We start from the raw sequence: 22,582 nt of genomic DNA on the forward strand, positions 1-22,582 counted from the left end.
ATCAAGATGGCCCCCTGGATATCGAACTGCTGGAGATTCCACCGCGGTTACGCCGAATCCACACCGTCATCGAGTGACGGGTCGGAGCGTAAAAGCCTCAGGGATGACGGTAGTCGGGCATCTCTCGCGGTCGCGGACAGAGGGCGAGAAAGTGTGGGTAGCCAGCGGAGATGCGGAGGTCTAATGTGCGGAGAGCGCCCCTGCCCCCGGCGGACCTGTCCGCACGGGTTGAGGGTGACGAGTGTGGCGCATCCAGTCCCGAAGCAGGAAGCGCCGGGTGCTGCCCCCGTCGGCGCGTCGCCGTCCCGGCATATCCACGCACAGGTGCTCCCGGATCTGCATCACCGGCATGCCGATGCCCTGTACCCACTGGCCCACCTGCTCCGCCCGGACACCGGGAGCGCCGACGAAGCCTTCGTCGGCACCTTGACAGGGGCCGAGCGTGCCGGGTTCGATTTCTCCGTGACCTCGGATCACTACTTTCCCTGGCTCGTCTCCCAGGGGCACTCACCGTACGCCTGGAGTGTGCTGGGAGCGGCGGCCCAGGCTACCTCGCGTATTCCTCTGATGACGTACGTGACCTGTCCGACCAGGCGGTATCACCCAGCGGTGGTCGCGCAGAAGGCCGCGACGATGCAGTTGCTGTCCGAGGGCCGGTTCCGTCTCGGGCTGAGCTCGGGTGAACAGCTCAACGAGCATGTGACCGGTGGTGGTTGGCCCTCCGCGTGGACCAGGATCGGGATGCTCGAAGAGGCGGTGGGGATCATCCGGGCCCTGCTGGCCGGGGGCACCGTGAACCACCGCGGCGTACACTTCGAGGTGGACAACGCCAAGCTGTGGGACCTCCCGGACGAGCCGCCCCTCGGCATCGCGGTCTCGGGTGAGCGTTCCTGCTCACTCGCCGGCCGGCTCGCCGATCTGGTGATCGCCACCGAGCCGAAGGAGGAGTTGCTCAAGGCTTTCGCCGCGCACGGGGGCGCGGGCAAGCCGAAGGCCGGGCAGCTTCCCGTCTGTTACGACGCCGACAGGGCGGCGGCCGTCGCCCGAGCGCACGAGCAGTTCCGCTGGTCCGTGGGGCCGTAGCCGGTGAACTCGGAACTGCCGAACCCGGCCGCGTTCGCCGAAGCCACCGGTCATGTGCGCCCGGAGGACATCGCCGAGGCCATCCCGTGCGACAGCGACACAAAACGGTTTGTCGAAGCGGTGAAGCCGTACATCGAGGCGGGCTTCACGGAGATCGCGCTGATCCAGATCGGCGGCGACCACCAGGAGCCGTTCCTCGACTGGTCGCAGAAGACACTGCTGCCCGCCCTGCGAGCCCTCTGAAACGCCGGTGGTCGACGGCGAACGGCCCGGTCAGCCGGACCAGGTCCAGTCGGCCACCTCGGGCAGGTCCGTGCCGTGCTCGCGGATCCAGGCGTGATGGCGGGTGCGTACGTCCGCCATGGCCTGCCGCACGGCGACAGCCCGGACACCGAGCCCCGGTACCCGGTCGATCGTGTCCATGACCAGCTGGTAGCGGTCGAGGTCGTTGCGGACCACCATGTCGAACGGTGTGGTGGTTGTCCCCTCCTCCTTGTAGCCGTGTACGTGAAGGTGGACGTGTCCTGCGCGGCGGTAGGCGAGGCGGTGGATCAGCCAGGGGTAGCCGTGGTAGGCGAAGATCACCGGCTTGTCGGTGGTGAACACGGCGTCGTACTCGGAGTCCCTCATCCCGTGCGGGTGTTCCTCGTGCGGCAGGAGCCGGGCCATGTCGACGACGTTCACCACGCGTACGGCCAGCTCCGGCAGATGGCGCCGCAGCAGGTCGGCGGCTGCCATGGTCTCCAGCGTGGGCACGTCACCGGCGCAGGCCAGCACGACATCCGGCTCCCGGGAGCCGTCCTCCGTACCGGCCCACTCCCAGACCCCCACGCCACGCGCGCAGTGCGCGCGGGCCTCCTCCAGGGTGAGCCAGTCGAAGCCGGGCTGTTTGCCGGCCACGATCACATTGACGTAGTCGCGGCTGCGCAGCACGTGATCGGCGACGGCGAGGAGTGTGTTGGTGTCCGGCGGGAGGTAGACACGTACGACTTCGGGGCTCTTGTTCAGGACGTGGTCGACGAAACCGGGGTCCTGGTGGGAGAAGCCGTTGTGGTCCTGGCGCCAGACGTGAGAGGTCAGCAGGTAGTTGAGGGACGCGATGGGGCGGCGCCAGGGGAGCCGCCGGGAGGTCCGCAGCCACTTGATGTGCTGGTTGACCATCGAGTCGACGATATGGGCGAATGCCTCGTAGCTGGAGAACAGCCCGTGCCGGCCGGTGAGCAGGTAGCCCTCCAGCCAGCCTTGACAGAGGTGCTCGGACAGCACTTCCATCACCCGGCCGTCGCGGGCGAGGTGCTCGTCCGTGCCGAGTACGTTCGCCTGCCACGCCTTGGACGTGGCGTCGTAGAGCGCCTCCAGCCGGTTCGAGGCGGTCTCGTCGGCGCCCACGACCCGGAAGTCCCGCCGGCCCTTGGTCGCCTCCATAATGTCCTTGAGCAGGAGGCCGAGCACTCGGGTCGGTTCGTGTGAAGCCCTGCCGGGCGCGTCCACGCGCACCGCGTACCGCTCCAGGGGCGGGACCGGTAGCTCCCGCAGCAGCAGCCCGCCGTTGGAGTACGGAGTCGCGCCCAGCCTGCGCGCGCCCTCGGGAACGTACTCGAGTACCGACGGGCCCGGTGCGCCTGTCGCGTCGAACAGCTCGTCGGGGCGGTACGAGCGCAGCCACGCCTCCAGCTGACGCAGATGGTCGGGGTTGTCCCGGACACCGCTCAACGGGACCTGATGCGCGCGCCACGTCCCTTCCACCGGCACTCCGTCGACCTCGCCTGGACCCGTCCAGCCCTTGGGCGTGCGCAGCACGATCATGGGCCAGGCAGGCCGGCTGGTCATCGCGCCCTTGCGGGCGGCGTACCGGATCTCGCCGATACGGTCGGCGGCGCGGTCCATCGCAGAGGCCATGGCGCCGTGGACGGACGAGGGCCGGTCGCCCGTGACGTAGAGGGGTTCGTGCCCGTAGCCGCGCAGCAGGGAGTCGAGTTCGTCCTGCGGCAGTCGGGCGAGCACGGTCGGGTTGGCGATCTTGTACCCGTTGAGGTGCAGGATCGGCAGGACCGCGCCGTCGTGCACGGGGTCGAGGAACTTGTTCGCGTGCCAGGAACCGGCGAGCGGGCCGGTCTCCGCCTCCCCGTCGCCGATCACGCAGGCGACCAGCAGATCGGGGTGGTCCAGCGCGGCTCCGTAGGCGTGGGCGAGGGAGTAGCCCAGTTCACCGCCTTCGTGGATCGAGCCCGGGGTCTGGGGCGCGACGTGGCTGGGAACACCTCCGGGGAACGAGAATTGCCGGAACAGGCGTTCCATACCATCCAGGTCCCGGCTCACGTCCGGATAGGTCTCGGAGTACGTGCCCTCCAGCCAGGAGTTGGCCAGCACGGCGGGCCCTCCGTGGCCGGGCCCCCAGACGCACAGCACATCGATGTCGCGTGCCGTGATGAGCCGGTTGAGATGCGTGTGGACGAGATTGAGGCCGGGGGAGGTGCCCCAATGGCCGAGCAGTCGCGGTTTGATGTGTTCCGGTGCCAGCGGCTCCAGGAGCAGCGGGTTGGCCATCAGGTAGATCTGGCCGACGGCCAGGTAGTTCGCCGCGCGCCAGTGCGCGTCGAGAGCCGTCAGCTCCCCGGCCGTCAGCTTCCCGGCCGTCGATTCTCCGGCGGTCGGCCCCGTCGGGTTCTCTTCGCCGCTCACGCTGGTCTCGCGCATGCTCGTCCTCCTGCTGGGAGCCGGACCCGGAAGGCCGCAGTTCGGTTCAGGGCCGGTGGAGTACTTGCTTTCCCGCCGCGGCGGCCGCATCGGTCTCGGTGGTCCCGCCCCTGGTGCTCAGCCTGCCGCCCGCGCTCTCCAGGTGCGCCCTGATGAACCACTGGAAGAGTTCCAGGCTGCGCAGGTGCTGGATCAGCATGTCCTGGGTGACCGGATCCAGCTTGCCGACCGAGACGGCCGTCTGACGGTGATCGGCGATGATGCCCGAGTAGACGAGGTCCAGGGCTCCGAGATGCTCGATGGCCTCCGCCCGGCCGACGGCGTAGTCGTCCCAGCCGCGCTCGCGCACCAGGGCGCCCGGCGTCCCGGCGGGTGAGCCGCCCAGGGTCGAGATGCGCTCGGCGGTCTCGTCGACCATGCCGCGAACGGCGTCCACCTGCGGGTCCAGCATCTCGTGCACCGCGATGAAGTGCGGTCCGACGACGTTCCAGTGGACGTGCTTGAGGGTCAGGGCGAGATCATTGAGGGCGTGCAGCCGCATCCTGAGCGACTGGACGGTCTCCCCGCCCTCCGAGGCCGTCATACCGGGCACGGTGTACTGCGGGTCGTTCTGCGATGACATGAGGTTTCCTCTCTTGCCGGCCTCATTTCGCTTCGCCCCATCGGGTACCACCGGCCCGCTCGCCCGAACACGGCCCCAGTACGGGCCCGGCTGCCGTGCTCCCACTTCATGCGTAGCGACCGGGACACGCCACAGGGAGGCGGCCGTACGAGTTGGCGTGGGATTCGAGTCGGGCGAGGGAGGATGGATGAGACTTCGCGGGGTACGCGGCCGTCATGAGCAGTGACATGAGTGACACGCTGGCAGAGACGTACGCCGCGTCGCCCGGGGCCGCGGCTCTCCTTCCCCTGGTATTCGGCCTCGTCGTCGTCGGCGTCCTCATCGCCGGGTTTGTCTACGGCCGGCGCATCCTGGCCCGGGAACCCCGTCGCCCCCTGCCGGAGGAACAGCCCAACCGGCCTCAGGACGGCCCGGCCCGAGAGGGTTCCGAGCCGCCCCAGGAGCGGTAGGACGGTCCAGATGGCTACAGAAGGCGCGATAGACCGGTCCGCCGGGTGGGCCTTGGGCCGCTGCTCAAGCCGTGCCGGGCGAGTTGCCCGGGCGGCGGCGAGCGCCGCGAACTGAGGACCGCGCTCGCCTCAGATCCCGGAGGACCCGCACTCTTCTCTGTGTCTGTGTCTGTGTCTGTGTCTGCGGCCAGGAGGGGCACCGCATGCGGGGACGGCCGGCTGAATACAGAGGCCGGAACGCGCAGCCGGTCCTCGGATCAGCGACACAAAGAGTGCTGGGCTTGGATATCGTCAGGTCAGGATGGCCAGGGTAAAGGAGTGTCCGGCTGGGTCGGAGTAGAGCCGGGTGTCCCGCGGCCCGCCGTTGTCCTTGGTGTCCAGGGGCCGTGCGCCGAGAGCGATCAGCTCGCGCTCCGCCTCGTCGATTTCCCCCCGTGACACCAGGATGCGCAGATGTGCCTGCTGAGAGCTCTCGGGCCGTGGCCAGCTCGCCGGCGCGTAGCCATGGTCCCGCCGTACCGCGAGATGGACCCCGGCATTGCCGATGATCTCCAAGAAGTCCGGATCCGGGCCTACGCGGACCTCCGCGTCGAGGAAGGACGAGTAGAACTCCGCCAGTTCGACGGGTTCTGCGCAGTCAAGGACGAGAACACTGATCTTCGCGACGGTCATGAACTGCGTGTACCCCCGGCCGTCGCCCGCACGCGTGGTGCCGTTTGCTGTTCGCCCGCAGCCCCGCCGGGCGGGGCCCTCCCGCCATGTTGCGGGCGGTGGCGGTGCGCGGAAGGGTCGAAAGCGTTCGTACGAGGAGGAGGAAACACTATGCCCATCGCGACGGTGAACCCCGCCAGCGGCGAGACGCTCAAGACCTTCGACGCGCTCGGAGCGGACGCGATCGAACACCGGCTCGCGGCTGCCGCCGACAGGTTCCGCCTGTACCGCCTCACTGGTTTCGGCGAACGGGCGAGGCTACTGCGCCGCGCCGCTGATCTGCTGGAGCGGGACGCCCCGGACATCGCCCGCACGATGACCACCGAAATGGGTAAACCCCTCGCGCAGGCCCGCGCGGAGGCCCTCAAGTGCGTCAAGGCGATGCGCTGGTACGCGGAGCGCGCCGAGGCGCTCCTCGCGGACGAGCACCCCGCGGAAGGTGATGTCGTGGACTCGGGCGCCGCCCACGTGCGGGTGCACTACCGCCCGCTTGGTGTGGTGCTCGCGGTGATGCCGTGGAATTTTCCCCTCTGGCAAGTCGTACGGTTCGCCGCGCCCGCCCTTATGGCGGGCAATGTCGGCCTGCTCAAGCATGCCTCGAACGTTCCGCAGACCGCGCTCTACCTGGAGGAACTCTTCCACAGGGCGGGTTACCCGGAGGGGTGCTTCCAGACCCTGCTGGTGGGCTCCGACGCGATCGAGGCCATTCTGCGCGACAGCCGGGTGGCCGCCGCGACCCTCACAGGCAGCGAGCCGGCCGGCCGCTCGGTCGCCTCGATCGCCGGCGACGAGATCAAGAAGACTGTCCTGGAGCTGGGCGGCAGCGATCCGTACGTGGTCATGTCCTCTGCGGACGTCGAGCGGGCGGCACGGACAGCGGTGACGGCGCGGGTCCAGAACAACGGCCAGTCGTGCATCGCCGCCAAACGGTTCATCGTGCACGAGGACATCTACGACGCCTTCGCCGAACGGTTCACAGCGGGAGTGCGCGCGCTGACCGTCGGGGATCCGCTGGACGAGTCCACGGACGTCGGACCGCTCTCCACCGAACGGGGCCGCGCCGATCTGGAGGAACTGGTCGACGACGCCCTGAACCGGGGAGCCACCGCGCTGTGCGGAGGAGCCCGGCCCGAGGGCTACGAGAGGGGCTGGTTCTTCACACCGACGGTGCTCGCCGGTGTCACGGACACGATGCGCGTCCACACCGAGGAGACATTCGGTCCGGTGGCCACGTTGTACCGGGTCAGCGGGGTGGAGGAGGCCATCGCTTTTGCGAACGGCACGCCCTTCGGGCTGAGTTCCAACGTCTGGACGCGCGATGAGGGCGAGATGCGGCGGTTCGTCCAGGACATGGAAGCGGGCGGTGTGTTCTTCAACGGAATGACGGCCTCGCACCCGGCTCTGCCCTTCGGCGGTGTGAAGCGCTCGGGCTACGGCCGTGAACTGGCGGGGCACGGGATCAAGGAATTCTGCAATGCCACCACCGTGTGGCTCGGCGCGGAGCCGGACGCCACGACCTCGTAGTCGCCTGACTGTCCGGCCCCGAACAGCGCCGCCGACGCCGTCTGGCGTCAGCGAGTGAGACCCAGGCTTATCACCAGTAGTGCCGCCTGCCGCCCACAGCGTGCCCCAGAGCGCCCAGCACCCACAGGATCGCGCCGATCGCGACGAGGACGATGCCGATCGTCCACAGAGCGGAAATGCTGGTGACAAAACCGACCACAAGCAGGATGATGCCGAGGACGACCACCACGCGCTCCCATCGTCATGCACGCTCTTCCAGCTCCAGCTTGCGCTCGACCCGCTTTTTTCGCGACCTCGGACACGTGTTTTCCCAGCGCGGGACAGGGCGGCGAGGCCGGCGCGGCCCAGGTCGGGGGAGCCTGCTCTCAGGCGCCGAATTCCTTGAGGAACGCGTGGGAGAAGGCGTTCAGATCGTCCGGCTTCCGGCTGGTGATCAGAGTGCTGGGGGCGGCGGTGCAGATCCTGACCTGTTCGTCGACCCAGGTGGCTCCCGCGTTGCGCAGGTCCGTTTGCAGGGAGGGCCATGATGTCAGCGTCCTGCCGCGCACCACGTCGGCCTCGATCAGCGTCCAGGGCGCGTGACAGATCGCTGCCACCGGCTTGCCCGCCTGGAAGAAGCCCTTGACGAAGGCGACGGCCGCCCCGTCCGTCCGCAGTGCGTCCGGGTTGGCGACGCCACCGGGGAGCACCAGTGCGTCGTAGTCCGCGGCGCCGGCCTGGGACACCGTGCGGCCGACGGGGAAGGTGTCCGCCTTGTCGAGGTGGTGGAACGCCTGGATCTCCCCCTCGGCGGTGGAGACCAGTGTCGGCTCTCCACCCGCGTCGGCCACGGCCTTCCACGGCTCGGCCAGCTCGACCTGCTCCACGCCCTCGGGTGCTACGAGGAATGCCACGCGCATGCGACTCACGTCCTTTCCGTAGTGGTTTTCCGTACCGCCTCCTTCTGGGGTACGGCACGGCCTTGCTCTCGCCTGACCGCACGCGGGCAGGGAGTACACCGGGCTTGCTCAGCTCGATGGACAGGGGCCGCGGCCAGGAGCCGCGCGAGGTGCGCGGCGTTGACGGCGAGGGCCCGGGTCGTGGCGGCGGTGCCCGACGGCGTCTCCTTGAGATCCTGGTAGTCGGTTCCGTGCTGGGCCTCGCCGACCCAGTAGGTGATGGCTCCGGGGGCGAGGGTGAAGCCCAGGTCGTTGAGCCCTGGAACAGATCGGCGCTCACTTTGTGGGCTCCGTCCTCATTCCCGACGACAGCGGTCGCGGCGACCTTTCCGTAGGTCAACTGCCTTCCCTGGTCGTCCGTTTCGGAGATATCGGCGTTCAGGCGTTCCAGTACGCGTTGGCAGACGCTGGAGGGGTGGCCGAGCCAGATGGGTGTGGAGAGAAGGAGGATGTCAGCCGCCATCACCTTCTCCCGCAGTGCCGGCCAGGCGTCTCCCTCGCCCATGTTCTGCGCGACCCCCGGCTTGATGTCGTGGTCGGTGACACGGAGGGTTTCCCCCTCCACTCCGATGCTGGACAACTCTGCCATCACCTGTTCGGCGAGGAGGTGACTGCTGGAGTTCTTGGGCGACGGGCTCAATGTGCAGACGAGCGCGACAGCACGAGTCATGAACACTCCTTGGGCACGTGCGTGCGGGGGAGAGGCTGGCCTGGCGGGTAGCCGACCGGTCAGGGAGTCAGGACGGTCTTGATCATGCCGTCCTGTTTGGCCTGGAAGGTCTTATACGCCTGGGGTCCTTCTTCGAGGGGCAGGGTGTGCGTGGCGAATCCGTCCACTCCAAGGACGTCCTCCTCGTTGAGGAGCGGCAGAATGTCGTCGACCCAGCGCTTGACGTTCGCCTGCCCCATGCGGAGCTGGATCTGCTTGTCGAACATCGTCAGCATCGGCACCGGATCGATGGCGCCTCCGTAAACGCCGATGAGTGAGACCGTGCCCCCGCGCCGTACCGCCTCGACGGCGGTGTTGAAGGCCACCATGCTGTCCACGCCGGCGCGGCCCATCATCTTCTCGCCCAGCTTGTCAGGCAGCAGACCCACGAACTGCTGGGCGGCCTTGGTGAGAGGGGCGCCGTGTGCCTCCATGCCGACGGCCTCGATGACGGCGTCCGAGCCGCGTCCGCCGGTGAGGCGGCGGATCTCGTCCACGACGTTGTCGCCGTGCTCGTTCAGGTCAATGGTGTGTACGCCTCTGGCGCGCGCCCGGGACAGCCGTTCGGGTACGAGGTCGACGCCGATGACTGTGCCTGCTCCGCGGTGGAGGGCGATGCGGGCCGCCATGTCACCGATCGGCCCGAGGCCGAGCACGGTGACGCTGCCACCAGGCGGGATATCGGCGTAGGCGACGGACTGCCACGCGGTGGGCAGGACGTCGGAGAGATAGAGGAAGCGCTGGTCGGGTGGCCCGTGTTCCACCTTGACCGGCAGTGTGTTGCCGAACGGCACCCGCAGCAACTCCGCCTGGCCGCCGGGGACCTGGCCGTAGAGCTTGGAGAAGCCGAAGAGCGAGGCGCCCATCCCGCGCTTTTTGACCTGCGTGGTCTCGCACTGCGAATGCAGCCCTTGTCCACACATCCAGCAGGCGCCGCACGAGACGTTGAACGGGACGACCACACGATCCCCGACCGATACCGCGGTCACCTGCGAACCGACTTCCTCGACGATGCCCATCGGCTCGTGCCCCAAGATGTCGCCGGGGTCCAGGTAAGGTCCGAGCACCTCGTACAGGTGCAGGTCCGAGCCGCAAATACCGCTTGAGGTGATGCGCACGACAATGTCGGTCGGATCCACGATCTTCGGGTCGGGGACCGTATCCACCCGTACATCACGCTTTCCGTGCCAGGTCAGAGCTCTCATGATCGCCTCCTTGTGTGTCGTCCCTCCACCAGATGTCCAGTCGGCTCCGGCGCCCAGCCTGCTCCCCACCTTGCAACACGTGACCCGCAGGCGCAGGACGGGGCCCTCGCTCGACCACATCGGCGTGTTCCTCGACGACCGGCCGTCGTCGTTCGAACTGTGGCTGGAGCCCAAGCTCGACGGTCTCCAGCCACAGAGAGCGCCCACGATGTCGGAGGCTGGGCCCGGCTGCTGCACGACGGCGGCCCTCGTTCCCGGGCCCGCCATGCGGCGACGATCCGGAACTGCTATTAACCGGATCCGGCCCGTGCTGCTGGAGTGGTCGGATCGCTCTGTTGAGGCTCATCGCCTCGCTTCCAGGCCCTGCCCCTCCCACACAGCGGAGCTCCCGATGCCTCCACGGCGAACAACGTGGCGACGCGGCCCAGGAAAAAGGGCGGGGTGTTCTGGGGTATCTGGCTGCCGCAGGTGCGTTCCCCCCCGTTGCGATCGTCTGACAGCCGTCAGACCTCGGCGCGCGGTCGGCGTTGGCAGCACCAGGTCGCCGGTGCATCACTCATCCTGGTGAACTTGATGACGGAGAGCGGGAACCCCGCAGCGCCGACACGCGGCCCAGCGACCCGCCGTAACGGTCCCGGGTAGCTGGGTAGCCCTCCTGCAAGGCAGGACTTCCCTGGGGCAACCCCGCCGACGCTATGGGCAGAGAGCCAGCAGGCGCGAAACCCGGCGGGATTGTAGATCAACTGGCTGCCACCGTAACAGGAGTGCGGCACGCCTGCTTCGTGCTGATGAGCGTTGTGTTGTCCTGCTGGCCCGGGGTCAGCCGATCCCGATCCTGTCCGTGGACACACAAGGGGACGCAATGCCCGACGACGACGCGCCGGAGTACAAGGTGGGCAAGAAGGTCAGCCTGAACGCCCTGCAGCAAGGCGACGACAACGACCCACAGCTGCAAAAGTACAAGGAGAGCCTGGACATCGGGGAGGGGACTGCCGGCACCGTCACCCTGCGCACGCTGACCTTGGAAGTCGAGGACCGCCCCTCCACCACATGGCGGCTGGACGACGCCCAGGAGCTGGCCGACCTCAAGGCGAAGCCGTTCGTTCTCGCCGAAGGCGGGCCCTACAGGCTGGCCGTCGCCTTCACGGTCGACGACGGGATCGCGAGCGGCGTCAAGTACCTCTCCGTGGTGTACCGCAAGGGCATCCGGGTCGCCAAGGACAACCAGATGCTGGGTTCGTTCGGCAAGCAGGACAAGGAACACACGGTGCGCTTCCCCCGCCACGGCTGGCAGGAGGCCCCGAGCGGCATTCTGAGCCGCGGCAGCTACACCGCCAAGGCATCCTTCGTGAACGACGACGAGAAGGAAGTCGCACAGTTCGAATACGCCTTCGACATCAAGACGAACTGGAGCTGACCGTCTGACACCGCCGTTTCACCGATCGGAGCAGCGGGCTCCGGCGTATCAGCCACGTGTCCCGGCCACCGGGCAGAGCGCGCCCCGGCCCACCCACGCCGGGGCCGTTCCCCGGAATACGGACGCGTCAAGGACTGCGAGCCCTACTGGCCGACGTCAGTCACGTCGTCCGGGACATTCCGACGACACTGGTGATACGCAGCCGGACCAGTTCGACAGAGACCTGCGGTGCGCCAGCATCCCAACCCTTGTGGCACACGGCCGTCCGGCGCGGCTCCCGCGTGGTGTGCTGTGCCAACCACATCCTTCAACATGGGCGCAGAGTGGTGCCGCCGGAGCCAACCGCGCCGAGGAGGCGAACAGGATGCGTGACCACGAGGGCGACGCGCGCCTTACGAGGCGAGGGCGAACCGGCACACACGATCGCGGGCGGGGTGAGGAGACTCCGGAAGAGCGCGCCGACCGACGTTGGGGCGATCTGCTCCAAGAGCTGAGGGTCGCCCAGACAGGGGTCCAGATCCTTTTCGGATTCCTGCTCACCGTCGTCTTCCAGCAGCGCTTCACCGACCTCTCGGACACCGACCGGCACATCTATACCGTGACCGTGGTCCTGGGTGCTGCCACCGTCGGGGTCCTGGTGGGCCCGGTCGCACTGCATCGCCTTCTCACCGGCCGGCGGCTCAAGCCGGAGACGGTGCTCCTGGCCTCCCGCCTGACCGTGCTCGGACTCGTGCTCCTGCTGTGCACCATGACGTCATCGCTGCTCCTGGTGCTTAGAGTGGCGGTCCAGGACGCCTGGGCCGCCGCGCTGGTCGGTGTGGTGGCGGTCTGGTTCCTGCTCTGCTGGTTCGTGGCCCCGCTCTGGGCACGACATCGAGGCAACCCCGCCGACGACTGAGGGCCGGGCCCGGACGCCTCCGCGAGCAGGAAGCGGGGAGGGGGAGGCGGTGGCATCAAGGAAGTCATGGAGCAGTCCGCTGATCATGATCAACGCCTGTGATCACGCCGATGCCGATCCCTTGGTGCCGTCCGACAAGGAGGCGGTGCTTCGCATCGCGTGGCTGATCGACAAGCCCGGCGCCGGAAGGTGCCCACATCTACGTCAAGACGACTTCGGCGAGTAGCGGTCCCACCACGGCGAGATCGTCGAAACAGCGCTCGCCGGACCCCACGCCGATCTGGTCGAACCGCTCCGTCCGATCCTGCACCGCTGCCGTACGGTCGGGGCGGCGATCCGGGCCTGGGTGGACCCGGTGGTGGACGTCGCCGCGGTCGTCTTCACCGTCCGCAGGAACTTCGCCTAACGCCACGTCCCGGCCGAAGCCCGCCGGCACCTTCTGGAGACCCTGCGCGGCCGAGCGGTCGCACACGGTCTGGACGACGACATCGCAGGCCGTGCCCTGGCCGACCACGGCCGTCAGACCACCGCCCCCCCAGCCCGGCCGAGCCCGGCCGCCGTGCGCCACGACGACGGAGCGCACGGCAAGCGAGACGGCCTCGGCGAAGACCCGGCGGGTGCTGCCCAAGCACATTGCCCGCCGGCTCAACACCCTCCTGGAAGCTCTGTGGTCCGCAAGATCGAGCAAATCCGCGAGGCCCAGGAAGCCGGCCGGCTGGACGCCCACTGGGACCCGGTCGACATCTTGGTCCTCGTCCACCAGATCGCCACCGCCTGGGCTGCACAGCCTGATCTGCTGCCTCCGTCCGGCGATGACCGCGCTGCATTCCTGGTGGCGCGCCGGGCTGCCATCGTCGCGGCTGTCGAGCGCCTGTTTCCCGCGACTGTGAACTGAGAGGTTCCGCGAGTTCTTGAAGCGGCGCCACACGGGATCGAAGCTTGGGCGAGTAATCGAGCTCTGTCGCATCTCGCGTTGTCGCACCGCTCACCTGTCGAGAGCCCGCCGGATGAACTCCTCGCGGGTCGCGTTGGAGGCACGCGACACAGCCGCATCACCCACCGACATGTCGGACCCGTGGAAGCCTCCGCCCCACATGTGGAAATCGACGCTCACGCCCGCCTCGGACAAGCGGCCGGCGTAGATCAGGATCTCGTCGCGGAACCCCTCCGCCGAGCAGGTGTCGATGCCGAGCTCGTCCGCGTTCTTCGCCATCCACACCAGCCCCGCGTAGCAGTCCTCGACCGGCGCGGGATCGGGGTGATCCGGCGCCAGCCGGTATTCGACCGACACGACGACCGCGCTCCCCTCGATCACGTGGGGGAGGAGATGACTCACGTGGTCCCGGCGTCCCCCCCATGATCATCCCGCCGCCGTGCGCGATCTCCGGGTCCAGCGGGGGCCGGATGGTCAAGGCGCCAAAGTCGTCTGCTGCTGTCTGGTCTGCCATCTGTTCTCTCCTTCGGGAACGACGGGGAGTAGGCGAACCGCATCCTCGGATGCGGCGCAGGCTCGGGTGAGTGCACGTCACGGGCAACTCGGGCGCGCTGTCTTCACTCCTCCGGCTGTGATGATTCTTCGTGGGTGTCGGCCGGTCAGCCGCGTTGCCGGCGGGCGCGCAGAGCGGTCCAGTGGCGCAGGCGCTCGGTGATCTGGGCTTCGTAGCCGTTGCGGCTGGGCTGGTAGTACGTCTCGCGGTCCATGTCGTCGGGGAAGTAGTCGTCACCGGAGAAGCCGTCGGCTGTGTCAGGGTCGTACTGGTAGTCCTTGCCGTAGCCGAGGTTCTTCATCAGCCGGGTCGGGGCGTTGAGGATGTGGGCGGGTGGCATGAGTGAGCCGGTGTGCCGGGCTGATCGGTGTGCGGCGTTGAAGCCGCGGTAGACGGCGATGGACTTGGGGGCGGTGGCGAGGTAGACGACGGCCTGGGCGATCGCCAACTCGCCCTCGGGGGAGCCGAGTCGCTCGTACACGTCCCAGGCGGCGAGGGCCTGCTGGACGGCGTGCGGGTCGGCCATGCCGATGTCCTCGTTCGCGAAGCGGACCAGGCGGCGGGCCACGAACAGGGGGTCCTCGCCGCCGTCGAGCATGCGGGCGAGCCAGTACAGGGCCGCGTCCGGGTCGGAGCCGCGCATCGACTTGTGCAGCGCGGAGATCAGGTTGTAGTGGCCCTCCTGCACCTTGTCGTACAGCGGGGCTCGCTGCTGGATGTGATGGGCGAGCCCGGCGGTGTCCAGGGCGATCTCGGTGTCCGGGAGGGCCTGGAGCTGTTCGGCCATGTTGAGGAGGTAGCGGCCGTCGCCGTCCGCCACGGCGATCAGTGCGCGGCGCGCGTCGTCGTCCAGGGGCAGATGGCGGCCGGTGAGCTGCTCGGCGCGGTCGAGGAGCGTGGACAGTGCGGCTTCGTCGAGGCGCTTGAGGACCAGGACCTGGGTGCGGGACAGGAGGGCGCCGTTGAGTTCGAAGCTCGGGTTCTCCGTGGTGGCGCCGATCAGGGTGACCGTGCCGTCCTCGACGTAGGGCAGGAAGCTGTCCTGCTGGGCGCGGTTGAAGCGGTGGATCTCGTCGACGAACAGCAGGGTGCCCTGGCCGATGCCGCGTCGGCTCCGCGCGGCGGCGAAGACCTTCCGCAGATCGGCCACGCCGGAGAAGGTGGCCGACACCGGCTCGAAGGCCAGGTTGCCGGCGTCCGCGAGAAGCCGGGCGATGGTCGTCTTCCCGACTCCGGGCGGACCCCACAGGATGGCCTAGCTGAGGCGCTGCTGGGCGACCATGCGGCCCAGCGGGGCGTCCCGGGCAAGGAGGTGGTCCTGCCCGACGACATCTTCCAGCCGGGTGGGGCGCAGGCGGTCGGCGAGGGGCCGGGAGGGCTCCTCGTCGAAGAGCGGCAGGGTCGCTTCGGTCGGTTCCATCGGCCTCTCGGATCGCAGGCGGACGTGTGCGGACGTGGCCAGCCGTGTACGGGGCACTGACAGGCGTCGGGTCAGCCGATCGTGGGGAAGCTCGCGGCGCTCATCGGGCACCGGGGCGGTCGCGTCGCGACAGCCGCTCGGCGACCAGGTCGTAGGAATCCTCGACCGCGTCGGTGACCAGCCGCTCGGTGATGCCGGGACCAGGACCGAGTGAGATCCAGTGCCGTTTGTCGAGGTAGCGGCCCGGTGTGATCGAGGCGTAACCGCGTACATGCGCGCGGGCGTGTTCGGGTTCGCAGTTGACCGTGATGATCTGATCGTCCGGGTCGTCGGTGACGATCAGGAACACCTTTCCCGCGACCTTGTACACGTCGAGTCCGGGGGTGAAGGGGTAGCCGTGGCTGACGTCGGGGAGGGCCAGGGCCGCCCGGCGGGAGGTGTCCTGGAGCCGGTCACCGGCCGTGCTCACCGGGCCGCCCACGTGCCGCTGCCGTAAGTGTGCGGGTCGACGGGCCGCTCGGCCCTGGGCAGGAGAGCGACCACAAGCCGGTAGGAATCGGTGACGAGCTCCCCCACGAGCTCCTCGTCGACACCCTCCCCACCCTCCAGTGTGATCCAGTGCTTCTTGTTCATGTGGTAGCCGGGGGTGATGTGGCTGTACTGCTCCCGCAGGGCGTGGGCCTCGCCGGGGTCCGCCTTGAGGATCACGACGGGACGCCCGGGAACCTCGGTCATCAGCATGAACACCTTGCCGCGTACCTTGAAGACCTCCCAGTCGTCGCCGAAGGGATGCTCAAGCTGGGCTCCGGGAAGCTCCTCGGCGCAGGCGGCGGCGGTCTTGTGCAGGGTCGTTCCGTTCATGAATGTTCCCTTCCTCAGGTGAGCGCGGGCTGGGCATCCCATGACGCGAGTGGCGCGCCGCACGGTCGTGGCGGCACCTCCCACTCTCTCCCCGAGACCGACATAAGGCGCGGTAAACTGCGGACATATGATGGTCGAAAAGCGACACCCCAGGCCGAGCAGGCAGGCCGGTCCCGCCGCGGTTCCGCTGTACGGTTTCCAGCCCCCGGTCGGCACTCCGTACGGCCTTGAGGTGAACACCATTGAGGACTTCTTCGCCCAGCACGACGACTGGCCGTGGAACCCGCCCCGTCCGGTCCGCGCCACCTTCCACTACCTCATCGCGATCACCGAGGGCGAGCTGCGGCACGACGTCGACCACGTCACGCGGACCGTCGCCCCCGGCCAGTGGCTGTGGGTGCGTCCCGGACACACACTGTGCTGGCATCCGCCCGGCTCCGCCCGCGGCCCGTTCGTCCTGTTCGAACCGGATGTACTGCGGCCCGACATCGCCCGTCTCCTGGCCCCGCTCACCGCGCACAACGCCCCTGCCGTGCTCAGCCCGCAACCTGACGACGCCGCCTGGCTCCAGCAGACGACACTCCAGCTCCTGGACGAACACCGCGCACTCGGGTACCGCCCCCTCGACATCCACCACGCCCTGCGCCGCAGCCTGCTCGAATCGCTGCTGCTGCGCCTGACCAACGTCCCGGGCATCACCCCCACCGGCACGGCCACGGCCGACACGGGCCGCACCGACAGGTACGGACGCTTCCTGGACGCCCTGGAACTGCACTTCCGGGAGCTGCACCAAGCCGCGGACTACGCCGAGTTGCTCGGCTGTTCGGTCCGCACCCTGAGTCGTGCCGCCCGGGACGCCACCGGCAAGGGGGTACGTGAACTCATCGACGAACGCCGCCTCCTGGAAGCCCGGCGCCTGCTGGGAGGTGCCCGATGGGACGCCCGGACGGTGGCCGTCCACCTCGGCTTCACCGACCCCGCGAACTTCGGCCGCTTCTTCCGCGATCGCACCGGCCTCACCCCGGCCGCCTTCGCTGCCCGCGAGGCGAGGACCGGCGCGTGACGCAAACCCGGCACAGGCGCCTTGCCCGTCAGGAGGAGACGGCTGCCTTCGCGGTCTGCGTGAACGCCCAGTGGGAGTGCCCGACGTGCCACTCGCCGTCGATCATCCGGTACGCCTCGCGCAGGCCGTGCGGAGGTCGCGTTCGCAGACGGCAAGAACGTTGCCGGAGGGGTCGGTGAACCAGGCGAACCAGGGGCCGTTGGCGCGGTAGATCCCGTCCGAGTCGATCTGCACCCCCTCATAGTGCACGAAATCCACGCCGCGTCGGGTGAGGTCCGCGACAGTACTGGGGAGGTCAGGGACGACGATGTTGAGGATGGTGAATCGTGCCGGTTGGTGGTTGCGGGAGGCGTACGCGACGGTGCTCGCACCGCCGGGGAGGCGGATGGTGAGCATTGTGTCCCGGTCTTCGACTCGCAGCCCGAGTACGTCGTGGTAGAAGGTGCGGGTCGATTCCAGGTCGGTCACGGTGAAGGAGCTGTAGGCGTCGGTTGCGGTGCCGGTGATCATGGGATCCTCGTGTTCGGTCATTCGGGTGCGCTGGTGTCTCGGAGCTGATCGGTGCGGCTGGGACGACCACTGGCCGGATGCCGGCGGCACAGGCGGGGCCCCGCTCGCCATGCCCGAGGAACCCGGTCAGGCTGGGGCCCACAGGCTGCGCCGCGGTCAGGAGGCGATCCTTTCGGTCACGGTCTGGGAGAACGCCCAGTTGGAGTGCACGATGAGCCACTGGCCGTCGACGAGCCGGTAGCCGTGCGTTGCGTTCCAGGCGCGCCGCTGCTTCTCGTTGCCGTCCTCGTCGAGCACGTAGGTCTTCAGGTTGTAAGCCAGGACGGCGAAGCCGCCGCTGTCGCCGACGTGGACCATCGGGTTGAGGTACTCGCTGCGCGCGATGTGCGGGTTGGAGTAGATGGTCGACAGCCACGCGACGGTCTTCTCCTTGCCGACGACGATGTTCTCGAGGATCGGGTCGAAGTAGCTCACCTCGTCCGCGAAGCCGTCCAGGTAGCCGCCCGGGTTGCCGACGCTGAAGCGTTCGTTGTACGACTTCTCCAGCTCGATGATGGTCTTGCTGACTTCTTCCTTGTTGACGCCCACGGCGTCCTCCCTTTCTTTGTGCATGCCCCAGCCGGTGCCTGTCGGCGAACCGGGGGATGCGTCTCCTTCAGTCGTCCAGGACGACGACGTGCTTGCCCGGCGTGGTGCCGGATTCGAGGTCGGTCTGGGCGTCTCGGACTTGTTCCAGGCCGTGATAGACCTTCGCGACCGGGACGTTGAGGCGTCCGGCGGCGATGGCCTGGAGCTGGTGGGCGAAGACGTCGGCCGGGAGGTCGCTGGCCTGACCGCCGTAGGAGGTCAGGCGTACTCCGAAGGGGATCATGAACGGGGTGAAGTCCGGGATGGACCACTGGCCCGCCAGGGCTCCGGTGAAGCAGACGGTGCCGTGCCGGCGGACGGTGCGGAGGGTGTCGGGGAGGACCGAGCAGCCGACCAGTTCCAGGGCGGCGTCGACGCCGTCCGGGATCAGCTCGCGCACCTGGCCGGCGATCGTGCCGTTGTCGACGAGGGGATGGTCGACGCCCGCGGCCCGCAATTCCCCGGCCCTCTGCGGGCTGCGGGTGGTGGAGATGACGGTGGCGCCGAGGTCCTTCGCGATGGTGGCCGCGCTCAGCCCGACCGTGGAGGTGCCGCCGCGGATCAGCAGCGTCTGCCCGGCTTTGAGGTCCAGGCCGCGGGTCAGCGATCCGTAGGCGGTCTGGAACATCTCCGGCAGCGCACCGACGACCTCCCAAGGCAGGCCGGTCTCGAACGGGATGACCTGCCCAGCGGGGACGGTCACGTACTGGGCGTACGCGCCGTCGTACGAGCGGCCCATGCCGCCCATCATCGTCGCCACCTGCTGTCCCGGCCGCAGCCCGCTGTCCTCGTCGGCCGCATCGACCACGCCGACGCCCTCGATGCCGGGCACGCGCGGGTAGGTGACCACCGCGTCCGACTCGCCCTTGCGTGTGGTGACCTCGGACTCGTTGACGCCGAACGCCTTCACCCTGATCCGCACCCAGCCGGGCTTGCGGACGGGCACCGGCACATCCTTGATCTCCAGTGCGTCGAGGCCGCCGGGCCTGGTGACGACGACGGCCCGCATCGTCGCCGGTGCGGCGCCGCCGGTTGCTGTCGATCGGCTCATGCCGAACTCCTTGTTCTGTTCGTCCCCCGGGAATGTGAAAACGGAGCCGGGGCTCCAGGCACAGGTGCCCGGGTGATCATTCAGTGGTGACTCTGCGCCGTTCTGCATCTCGGGATCGCGCGGTGACCGTCAGGGGCGGTCGATGCCCTCCCACAGGTCGAGGGCCTGCTGGTAGTGGGCGGTGGCCTCGAAGGGCGGGTTGCCGACGCTTCCCGAGGTGGGCTTGTCCGTGACGGCGGGCCACAGACGGGACTGCTCACCGGTGGCGAAGTCGAGCACGATGTCGCGGATCCGCGTGTCACGCTCGGCCTGCTCTGCGCTGCGGCCCGGCTGTTCCTGGCCGACCAGGGCGTACATCTCGCTGCCGTGCACCGCGGGCGCGCCCTCGGCGGGCCCGATCATCAGGAGATGAGCGTTGCCGCCCGCGGCGGCATGCGCCAGGGCGCCGCGGGCGGCCGGGAGCGCGAAGAGATAATCCGCCATGACCGCGGCGCGGACCTCGGCCGGGGTACGGCCGTCCCGGTCGTAGGCATCGACGAGCCTCTTCGCGCGGGAGCGGGAGATGCGCCACCCCGCGACCTCGTCGACGACGCGGTCGAGGGTGTGCGGGTCGAACCGGTCGAGGTCGTTCGCCACCCACCACACCATGTCGTCACTTGCCATGCTCAGCAGCACGTCAACATCACGGTGCGCGCCCGAGGCCAGGACGTCCATCGGATGGGCGTGCACCACCGCGCCGGGCTGCCCGATGTCCAGGACGACGCCGGTGGCCTTGTTGTCCACCCCGCCCCGGACTCCGAGGTCGGTCGGGGCGACCTCGCGCAGGGCATCCCTCAGGGAGACCGCGTCGAGATCGAGCAGCTTCTCCGGGTTGTCCGCCACGCCGAGTTCGGTGACGAACCTTTGCACGAGCTCCTCGGCCCACCAGGCCGGGACGCTACGAGCGGGCCCGCCGGAGAACCCGGCCAGTCGCCGGTACAGGCCATCGGCGGAGGAGGCGCCGAGCAGCCCGAAGGTGGAGTAGGCGCCGGCGCTGTGACCATAGACAGTGACCTGGTCGGGATCGCCGCCGAAGTGGGCGATGTTCCGCTGGATCCAGGTCAGCGCGGCGATGACGTCCTGCAGGAAAAGGTTGCTGGCCTCGGCGAGGTGCCCACCGTACTGGGAGAGCGAGAGCGCGCCCAGCGCGCCGAGCCGGTAGTTGAGCGACACACCCACCACGCGCCCCGACGCGGCGAGACCGGCGGCGTTCGAGGTGATCTGTGTGTTCGCGCCGAACTCGAATCCGCCGCCATGGATGTACACGGCCACCGGCAGCGCCTTGTCGGCCGACTGCTCGGGAGCCCACACGTTCAGGTTCAGGCAGTCCTCGCCCATCCCGGTGTCCGCTTCGAGCCAGTCGCCGCTGTCGGGCTGGACGGAGACGACGCCCTTGCGGTCATAGGGTCGGTCTGCATCGAAGTCCGCGACCACGGGGCGGCGGTACCGCTCGGCGGTGGCGTAGGGGATCCCCCACCAGGACCGCACCCCTGGTGCAGTCGAGGCCCTGGGCGCGGTCGCGGTCGCGGTCGCGGTCATGACGTGTCCTTCCAGCGCGGTTCGGGTGTTTCGCGCGGAGTGTCGGCAGCTGGTTGCGAGCGGTGACGTCTCCCATCGTTTCCTGCGATCCGATATAGCGCCCGGCGGATGGCGGTCACCTGGTGGTCATCAGCTGACACTTCGACAACAAGATCTCGGTGCAGGCCGGGAACTTCTCCTATCTGGCAGACGGCCGGATCATCGGCGAACGGCGCCGGCTCGATCTCCTCGGGGCGATTCAGCACATTGCGCCGTACCGGCGCCGTGAACGTCCTAGCGCCGGGTGAGCCTTCTGCCGCGGCATTTCCGCTGCCGGGAAGGGCCCGTACTGCGCGGTGGCAGCGGACGAAGGCCCGCACCGGAGCGCGGGCGTCGGCGCGGGTTCGCCGCAACAGGTCGGTCTCTTCTTCTTGATCCGGCGTCTTCGTGCAGACAGGGTCCGCTGCGGTGAGAGCTGTACGCCTTGTCACCGCGACCGGGTGTGGGAGTGCTCGCCCTCCGCGCGAATACTGCAACCCTCGAATACCGACACTCCACCAGTGGGTGATGCGCTCCCGGGTGCTACCGGAGGAAGGCGCTGACGGTCTTGCCGCCGGGCGGCCGGCGGGTGACCGCGGTGGTGCGGGCGAGGTGGTTGACCATGTGCCAGCCGAAGCCGCCGGTGCCGCCGTTCAGGTCGGGGGTGCGCATGCGCGGGGCCTGCGGGCTGGGGTCGTTGACGGCCACCTCGATGAGGTCAGGGTGGGCGGTCAGGCGGAGGGTGTAGGTGCCGCCGCCGTGGCGCAGGGCGTTGGTGACGAGTTCGGAGACGACCAGGATCACGGTGTCGGCCGCTTCTGGGGCGACGGCCGGCTGCCGGAGGACTTCGAGGAAGCGTCGCGTGGTCTCGCGCGGGTCGGCAACGGTGCTGGTTGCGGAGCGGGCGGTGGTGGCGTCGGCGCACATCGTGTCCATCAGGTTCCCCCTGGCCTCTGGCCCGTCACCGCCTGATCGCGCCTGTCCGCCCCTTGTGCCCCACCCGGTCCCCCTTAACCCGGCGGGGTCCGAATGTCTCGCCGTCGAACGCGCGGAAATCTAAGTCGGTCGGAGTAGACATTGGGTGGTGGCGCAGTTATGGTTTCTCTCGTAGCCGAGATCAGCAAGGCCCGGCAGAGACGAACTGGCGGGCAGCAGTACAGCAGTTGCAGTGCGCAGGACGGTGCGGTGGTGGAGTTTCGAAGCCAGGGCTGTTTCAGGACGGCGACGGGACTGACGACCGGACCGGGTGGCCCGCAGGTTCAGGGGCCGCCGTGAGCAGAGCCGCGGTGAACGCGGTGGCAGTACCGAAATATGCAGTTCGCAGGACCAGCAGTGCGGTTGTCAGTGGTTCCTCGGTAAAGGCGTCGGCTGCGGACGCGCGTGCCGGGAGGTTCGGCAGTGGGGTTCTGAGCCAGAGAAGACGCAGGACGGGCGACGGGGCTGGCTGCCGGAAGTGGCGCTTGTTCAGGTCACCAGCAGTACAAAGCAGTAGTTGATCAAGAGGGAAGAACGGAGGAGTTGAGCGCCATCAGGATCGCCCGGGCGGAATCGCTGAGCCCGGGTACCGCAGGACATCGATAGTGAGGTGGTCTCCGGTCAAGCAACCGCGATCCCCGCATTCCCCGCCCTCTCCCGAGTGGGCGTGCGGACACAGAAGGCCGGCGCAGTTCCAGGGCCGGCAGATGGTGTAGCAGTTCCTTCGGGGCCCTGGTGC

At 68.6% G+C, this 22,582-nt stretch carries 22 protein-coding genes and 4 pseudogenes; 9 read left to right on the forward strand and 17 right to left on the reverse strand.

What is annotated here, in order from left to right; translation table 11 throughout:
* The first annotated feature begins 378 nt into the window (after positions 1-378).
* Positions 379-1,326: pseudogene (locus OG627_RS35100) on the forward strand (TIGR03557 family F420-dependent LLM class oxidoreductase).
* A 30-nt stretch (positions 1,327-1,356) separates the two neighbouring features.
* Here the strand turns inward: OG627_RS35100 and OG627_RS35105 are convergent.
* Both OG627_RS35105 and OG627_RS35110 read right to left on the reverse strand, forming a co-directional pair.
* Positions 1,357-3,780 carry a phosphoketolase family protein gene (locus tag OG627_RS35105; protein ID WP_329072152.1) on the reverse strand — a complete coding sequence of 808 codons (2,424 nt, stop codon included), beginning with the start codon at positions 3,778-3,780 and terminating at the stop codon, positions 1,357-1,359.
* A gap of 46 nt (positions 3,781-3,826) precedes the next feature.
* Entirely contained in the window at positions 3,827-4,402 is a 576-nt protein-coding gene (locus tag OG627_RS35110) for a Dps family protein (RefSeq protein ID WP_329072154.1), read from the reverse strand.
* Between the two features lie 227 nt (positions 4,403-4,629).
* Between OG627_RS35110 and OG627_RS35115 the strand changes: the two genes are divergently transcribed.
* A complete protein-coding gene (locus tag OG627_RS35115; RefSeq protein ID WP_329072156.1) occupies positions 4,630-4,851 on the forward strand; it encodes a DUF6479 family protein in 222 nt (73 codons plus the stop codon).
* Positions 4,852-5,142: 291 nt separating this feature from the next.
* Here the strand turns inward: OG627_RS35115 and OG627_RS35120 are convergent, their stop codons facing one another.
* On the reverse strand, positions 5,143-5,523 hold the full coding sequence (locus OG627_RS35120; RefSeq protein ID WP_329072158.1) for a VOC family protein: 381 nt from the start codon (positions 5,521-5,523) through the stop codon (positions 5,143-5,145).
* A gap of 150 nt (positions 5,524-5,673) precedes the next feature.
* On the opposite strand from OG627_RS35120, the gene OG627_RS35125 reads away from it, so the two are divergent.
* The gene (locus OG627_RS35125) at positions 5,674-7,086 is read left to right on the forward strand and encodes an NADP-dependent succinic semialdehyde dehydrogenase (RefSeq protein WP_329072160.1); all 1,413 of its coding nucleotides are present in this window, start codon (positions 5,674-5,676) and stop codon (positions 7,084-7,086) included.
* A gap of 70 nt (positions 7,087-7,156) precedes the next feature.
* On the opposite strand, the gene OG627_RS35130 is transcribed toward OG627_RS35125, so the two are convergent.
* The 4 genes and pseudogenes from OG627_RS35130 to OG627_RS35145 all read right to left on the reverse strand — a co-directional run bounded on the left by OG627_RS35130 (position 7,157) and on the right by OG627_RS35145 (position 9,938).
* Positions 7,157-7,312 (reverse strand): DUF6131 family protein, encoded by a 156-nt coding sequence (locus OG627_RS35130; protein WP_329073200.1) that lies wholly within the window; start codon positions 7,310-7,312, stop codon positions 7,157-7,159.
* Between the two features lie 139 nt (positions 7,313-7,451).
* A complete protein-coding gene (locus OG627_RS35135; protein WP_329072162.1) occupies positions 7,452-7,985 on the reverse strand; it encodes a type 1 glutamine amidotransferase domain-containing protein in 534 nt (177 codons plus the stop codon).
* Positions 7,986-8,107: 122 nt separating this feature from the next.
* Positions 8,108-8,694 (reverse strand): annotated as a pseudogene (locus tag OG627_RS35140) (flavodoxin family protein); the annotation flags it as partial.
* Positions 8,695-8,753: 59 nt separating this feature from the next.
* Positions 8,754-9,938, reverse strand: coding sequence for a zinc-dependent alcohol dehydrogenase (locus OG627_RS35145; protein WP_329072164.1), 1,185 nt, complete (start codon positions 9,936-9,938; stop codon positions 8,754-8,756).
* Between the two features lie 862 nt (positions 9,939-10,800).
* Here OG627_RS35145 and OG627_RS35150 point away from each other — a divergent pair.
* The 5 genes and pseudogenes from OG627_RS35150 (at position 10,801) to OG627_RS35165 (ending at position 13,148) form a co-directional block, all read left to right on the forward strand.
* Positions 10,801-11,355: a hypothetical protein gene (locus OG627_RS35150; protein ID WP_329072166.1), complete on the forward strand. Its 555-nt coding sequence runs from the start codon at positions 10,801-10,803 to the stop codon at positions 11,353-11,355.
* A 364-nt stretch (positions 11,356-11,719) separates the two neighbouring features.
* Positions 11,720-12,253, forward strand: coding sequence for a DUF6328 family protein (locus OG627_RS35155; RefSeq protein ID WP_329072167.1), 534 nt, complete (start codon positions 11,720-11,722; stop codon positions 12,251-12,253).
* Positions 12,254-12,338: 85 nt separating this feature from the next.
* A pseudogene (locus OG627_RS35635) lies at positions 12,339-12,554 on the forward strand (cysteine hydrolase); the annotation flags it as partial.
* A 265-nt stretch (positions 12,555-12,819) separates the two neighbouring features.
* Positions 12,820-12,921: pseudogene (locus OG627_RS35160) on the forward strand (transcriptional regulator); the annotation flags it as partial.
* Positions 12,921-13,148: a hypothetical protein gene (locus tag OG627_RS35165; protein ID WP_329072169.1), complete on the forward strand. Its 228-nt coding sequence runs from the start codon at positions 12,921-12,923 to the stop codon at positions 13,146-13,148. The pseudogene OG627_RS35160 and the gene OG627_RS35165, both read left to right, overlap by 1 nt.
* 90 nt (positions 13,149-13,238) lie before the next feature.
* Here OG627_RS35165 and OG627_RS35170 read toward each other — a convergent pair whose 3' ends face one another.
* The 5 genes from OG627_RS35170 to OG627_RS35190 all read right to left on the reverse strand — a co-directional run bounded on the left by OG627_RS35170 (position 13,239) and on the right by OG627_RS35190 (position 16,021).
* Positions 13,239-13,568 (reverse strand): alpha/beta hydrolase, encoded by a 330-nt coding sequence (locus OG627_RS35170; protein WP_329072171.1) that lies wholly within the window; start codon positions 13,566-13,568, stop codon positions 13,239-13,241.
* 278 nt (positions 13,569-13,846) lie between these two features.
* Positions 13,847-14,992, reverse strand: coding sequence for a replication-associated recombination protein A (locus OG627_RS35175; RefSeq protein WP_329073202.1), 1,146 nt, complete (start codon positions 14,990-14,992; stop codon positions 13,847-13,849).
* A 3-nt stretch (positions 14,993-14,995) separates the two neighbouring features.
* Positions 14,996-15,160, reverse strand: coding sequence for a hypothetical protein (locus tag OG627_RS35180; RefSeq protein WP_329072173.1), 165 nt, complete (start codon positions 15,158-15,160; stop codon positions 14,996-14,998).
* A 100-nt stretch (positions 15,161-15,260) separates the two neighbouring features.
* Complete coding sequence (locus OG627_RS35185) at positions 15,261-15,629, reverse strand: MmcQ/YjbR family DNA-binding protein (protein ID WP_329072175.1); 369 nt, start codon at positions 15,627-15,629, stop codon at positions 15,261-15,263.
* Positions 15,626-16,021: an MmcQ/YjbR family DNA-binding protein gene (locus OG627_RS35190; RefSeq protein ID WP_329072177.1), complete on the reverse strand. Its 396-nt coding sequence runs from the start codon at positions 16,019-16,021 to the stop codon at positions 15,626-15,628. Before OG627_RS35190 ends, OG627_RS35185 begins: the two co-directional genes overlap by 4 nt.
* 127 nt (positions 16,022-16,148) lie before the next feature.
* Between OG627_RS35190 and OG627_RS35195 the strand changes: the two genes are divergently transcribed.
* Positions 16,149-17,084, forward strand: coding sequence for a helix-turn-helix domain-containing protein (locus OG627_RS35195; protein WP_329072179.1), 936 nt, complete (start codon positions 16,149-16,151; stop codon positions 17,082-17,084).
* Between the two features lie 102 nt (positions 17,085-17,186).
* On the opposite strand, the gene OG627_RS35200 is transcribed toward OG627_RS35195, so the two are convergent.
* From OG627_RS35200 to OG627_RS35220, 5 genes are all read right to left on the reverse strand, one after another.
* Complete coding sequence (locus OG627_RS35200; protein ID WP_329072181.1) at positions 17,187-17,615, reverse strand: VOC family protein; 429 nt, start codon at positions 17,613-17,615, stop codon at positions 17,187-17,189.
* 135 nt (positions 17,616-17,750) lie between these two features.
* Positions 17,751-18,206 (reverse strand): YybH family protein, encoded by a 456-nt coding sequence (locus OG627_RS35205; protein ID WP_329072183.1) that lies wholly within the window; start codon positions 18,204-18,206, stop codon positions 17,751-17,753.
* A 43-nt stretch (positions 18,207-18,249) separates the two neighbouring features.
* Complete coding sequence (locus OG627_RS35210) at positions 18,250-19,272, reverse strand: alcohol dehydrogenase catalytic domain-containing protein (protein ID WP_329072185.1); 1,023 nt, start codon at positions 19,270-19,272, stop codon at positions 18,250-18,252.
* Positions 19,273-19,401: 129 nt separating this feature from the next.
* Entirely contained in the window at positions 19,402-20,850 is a 1,449-nt protein-coding gene (locus tag OG627_RS35215) for a carboxylesterase family protein (protein WP_329072187.1), read from the reverse strand.
* Between the two features lie 561 nt (positions 20,851-21,411).
* The gene (locus tag OG627_RS35220) at positions 21,412-21,804 is read right to left on the reverse strand and encodes an ATP-binding protein (RefSeq protein ID WP_329072189.1); all 393 of its coding nucleotides are present in this window, start codon (positions 21,802-21,804) and stop codon (positions 21,412-21,414) included.
* Positions 21,805-22,582: the final 778 nt, after the last annotated feature.

The organism is Streptomyces sp. NBC_01429, assembly GCF_036231945.1.
Classification (GTDB): domain Bacteria; phylum Actinomycetota; class Actinomycetes; order Streptomycetales; family Streptomycetaceae; genus Streptomyces.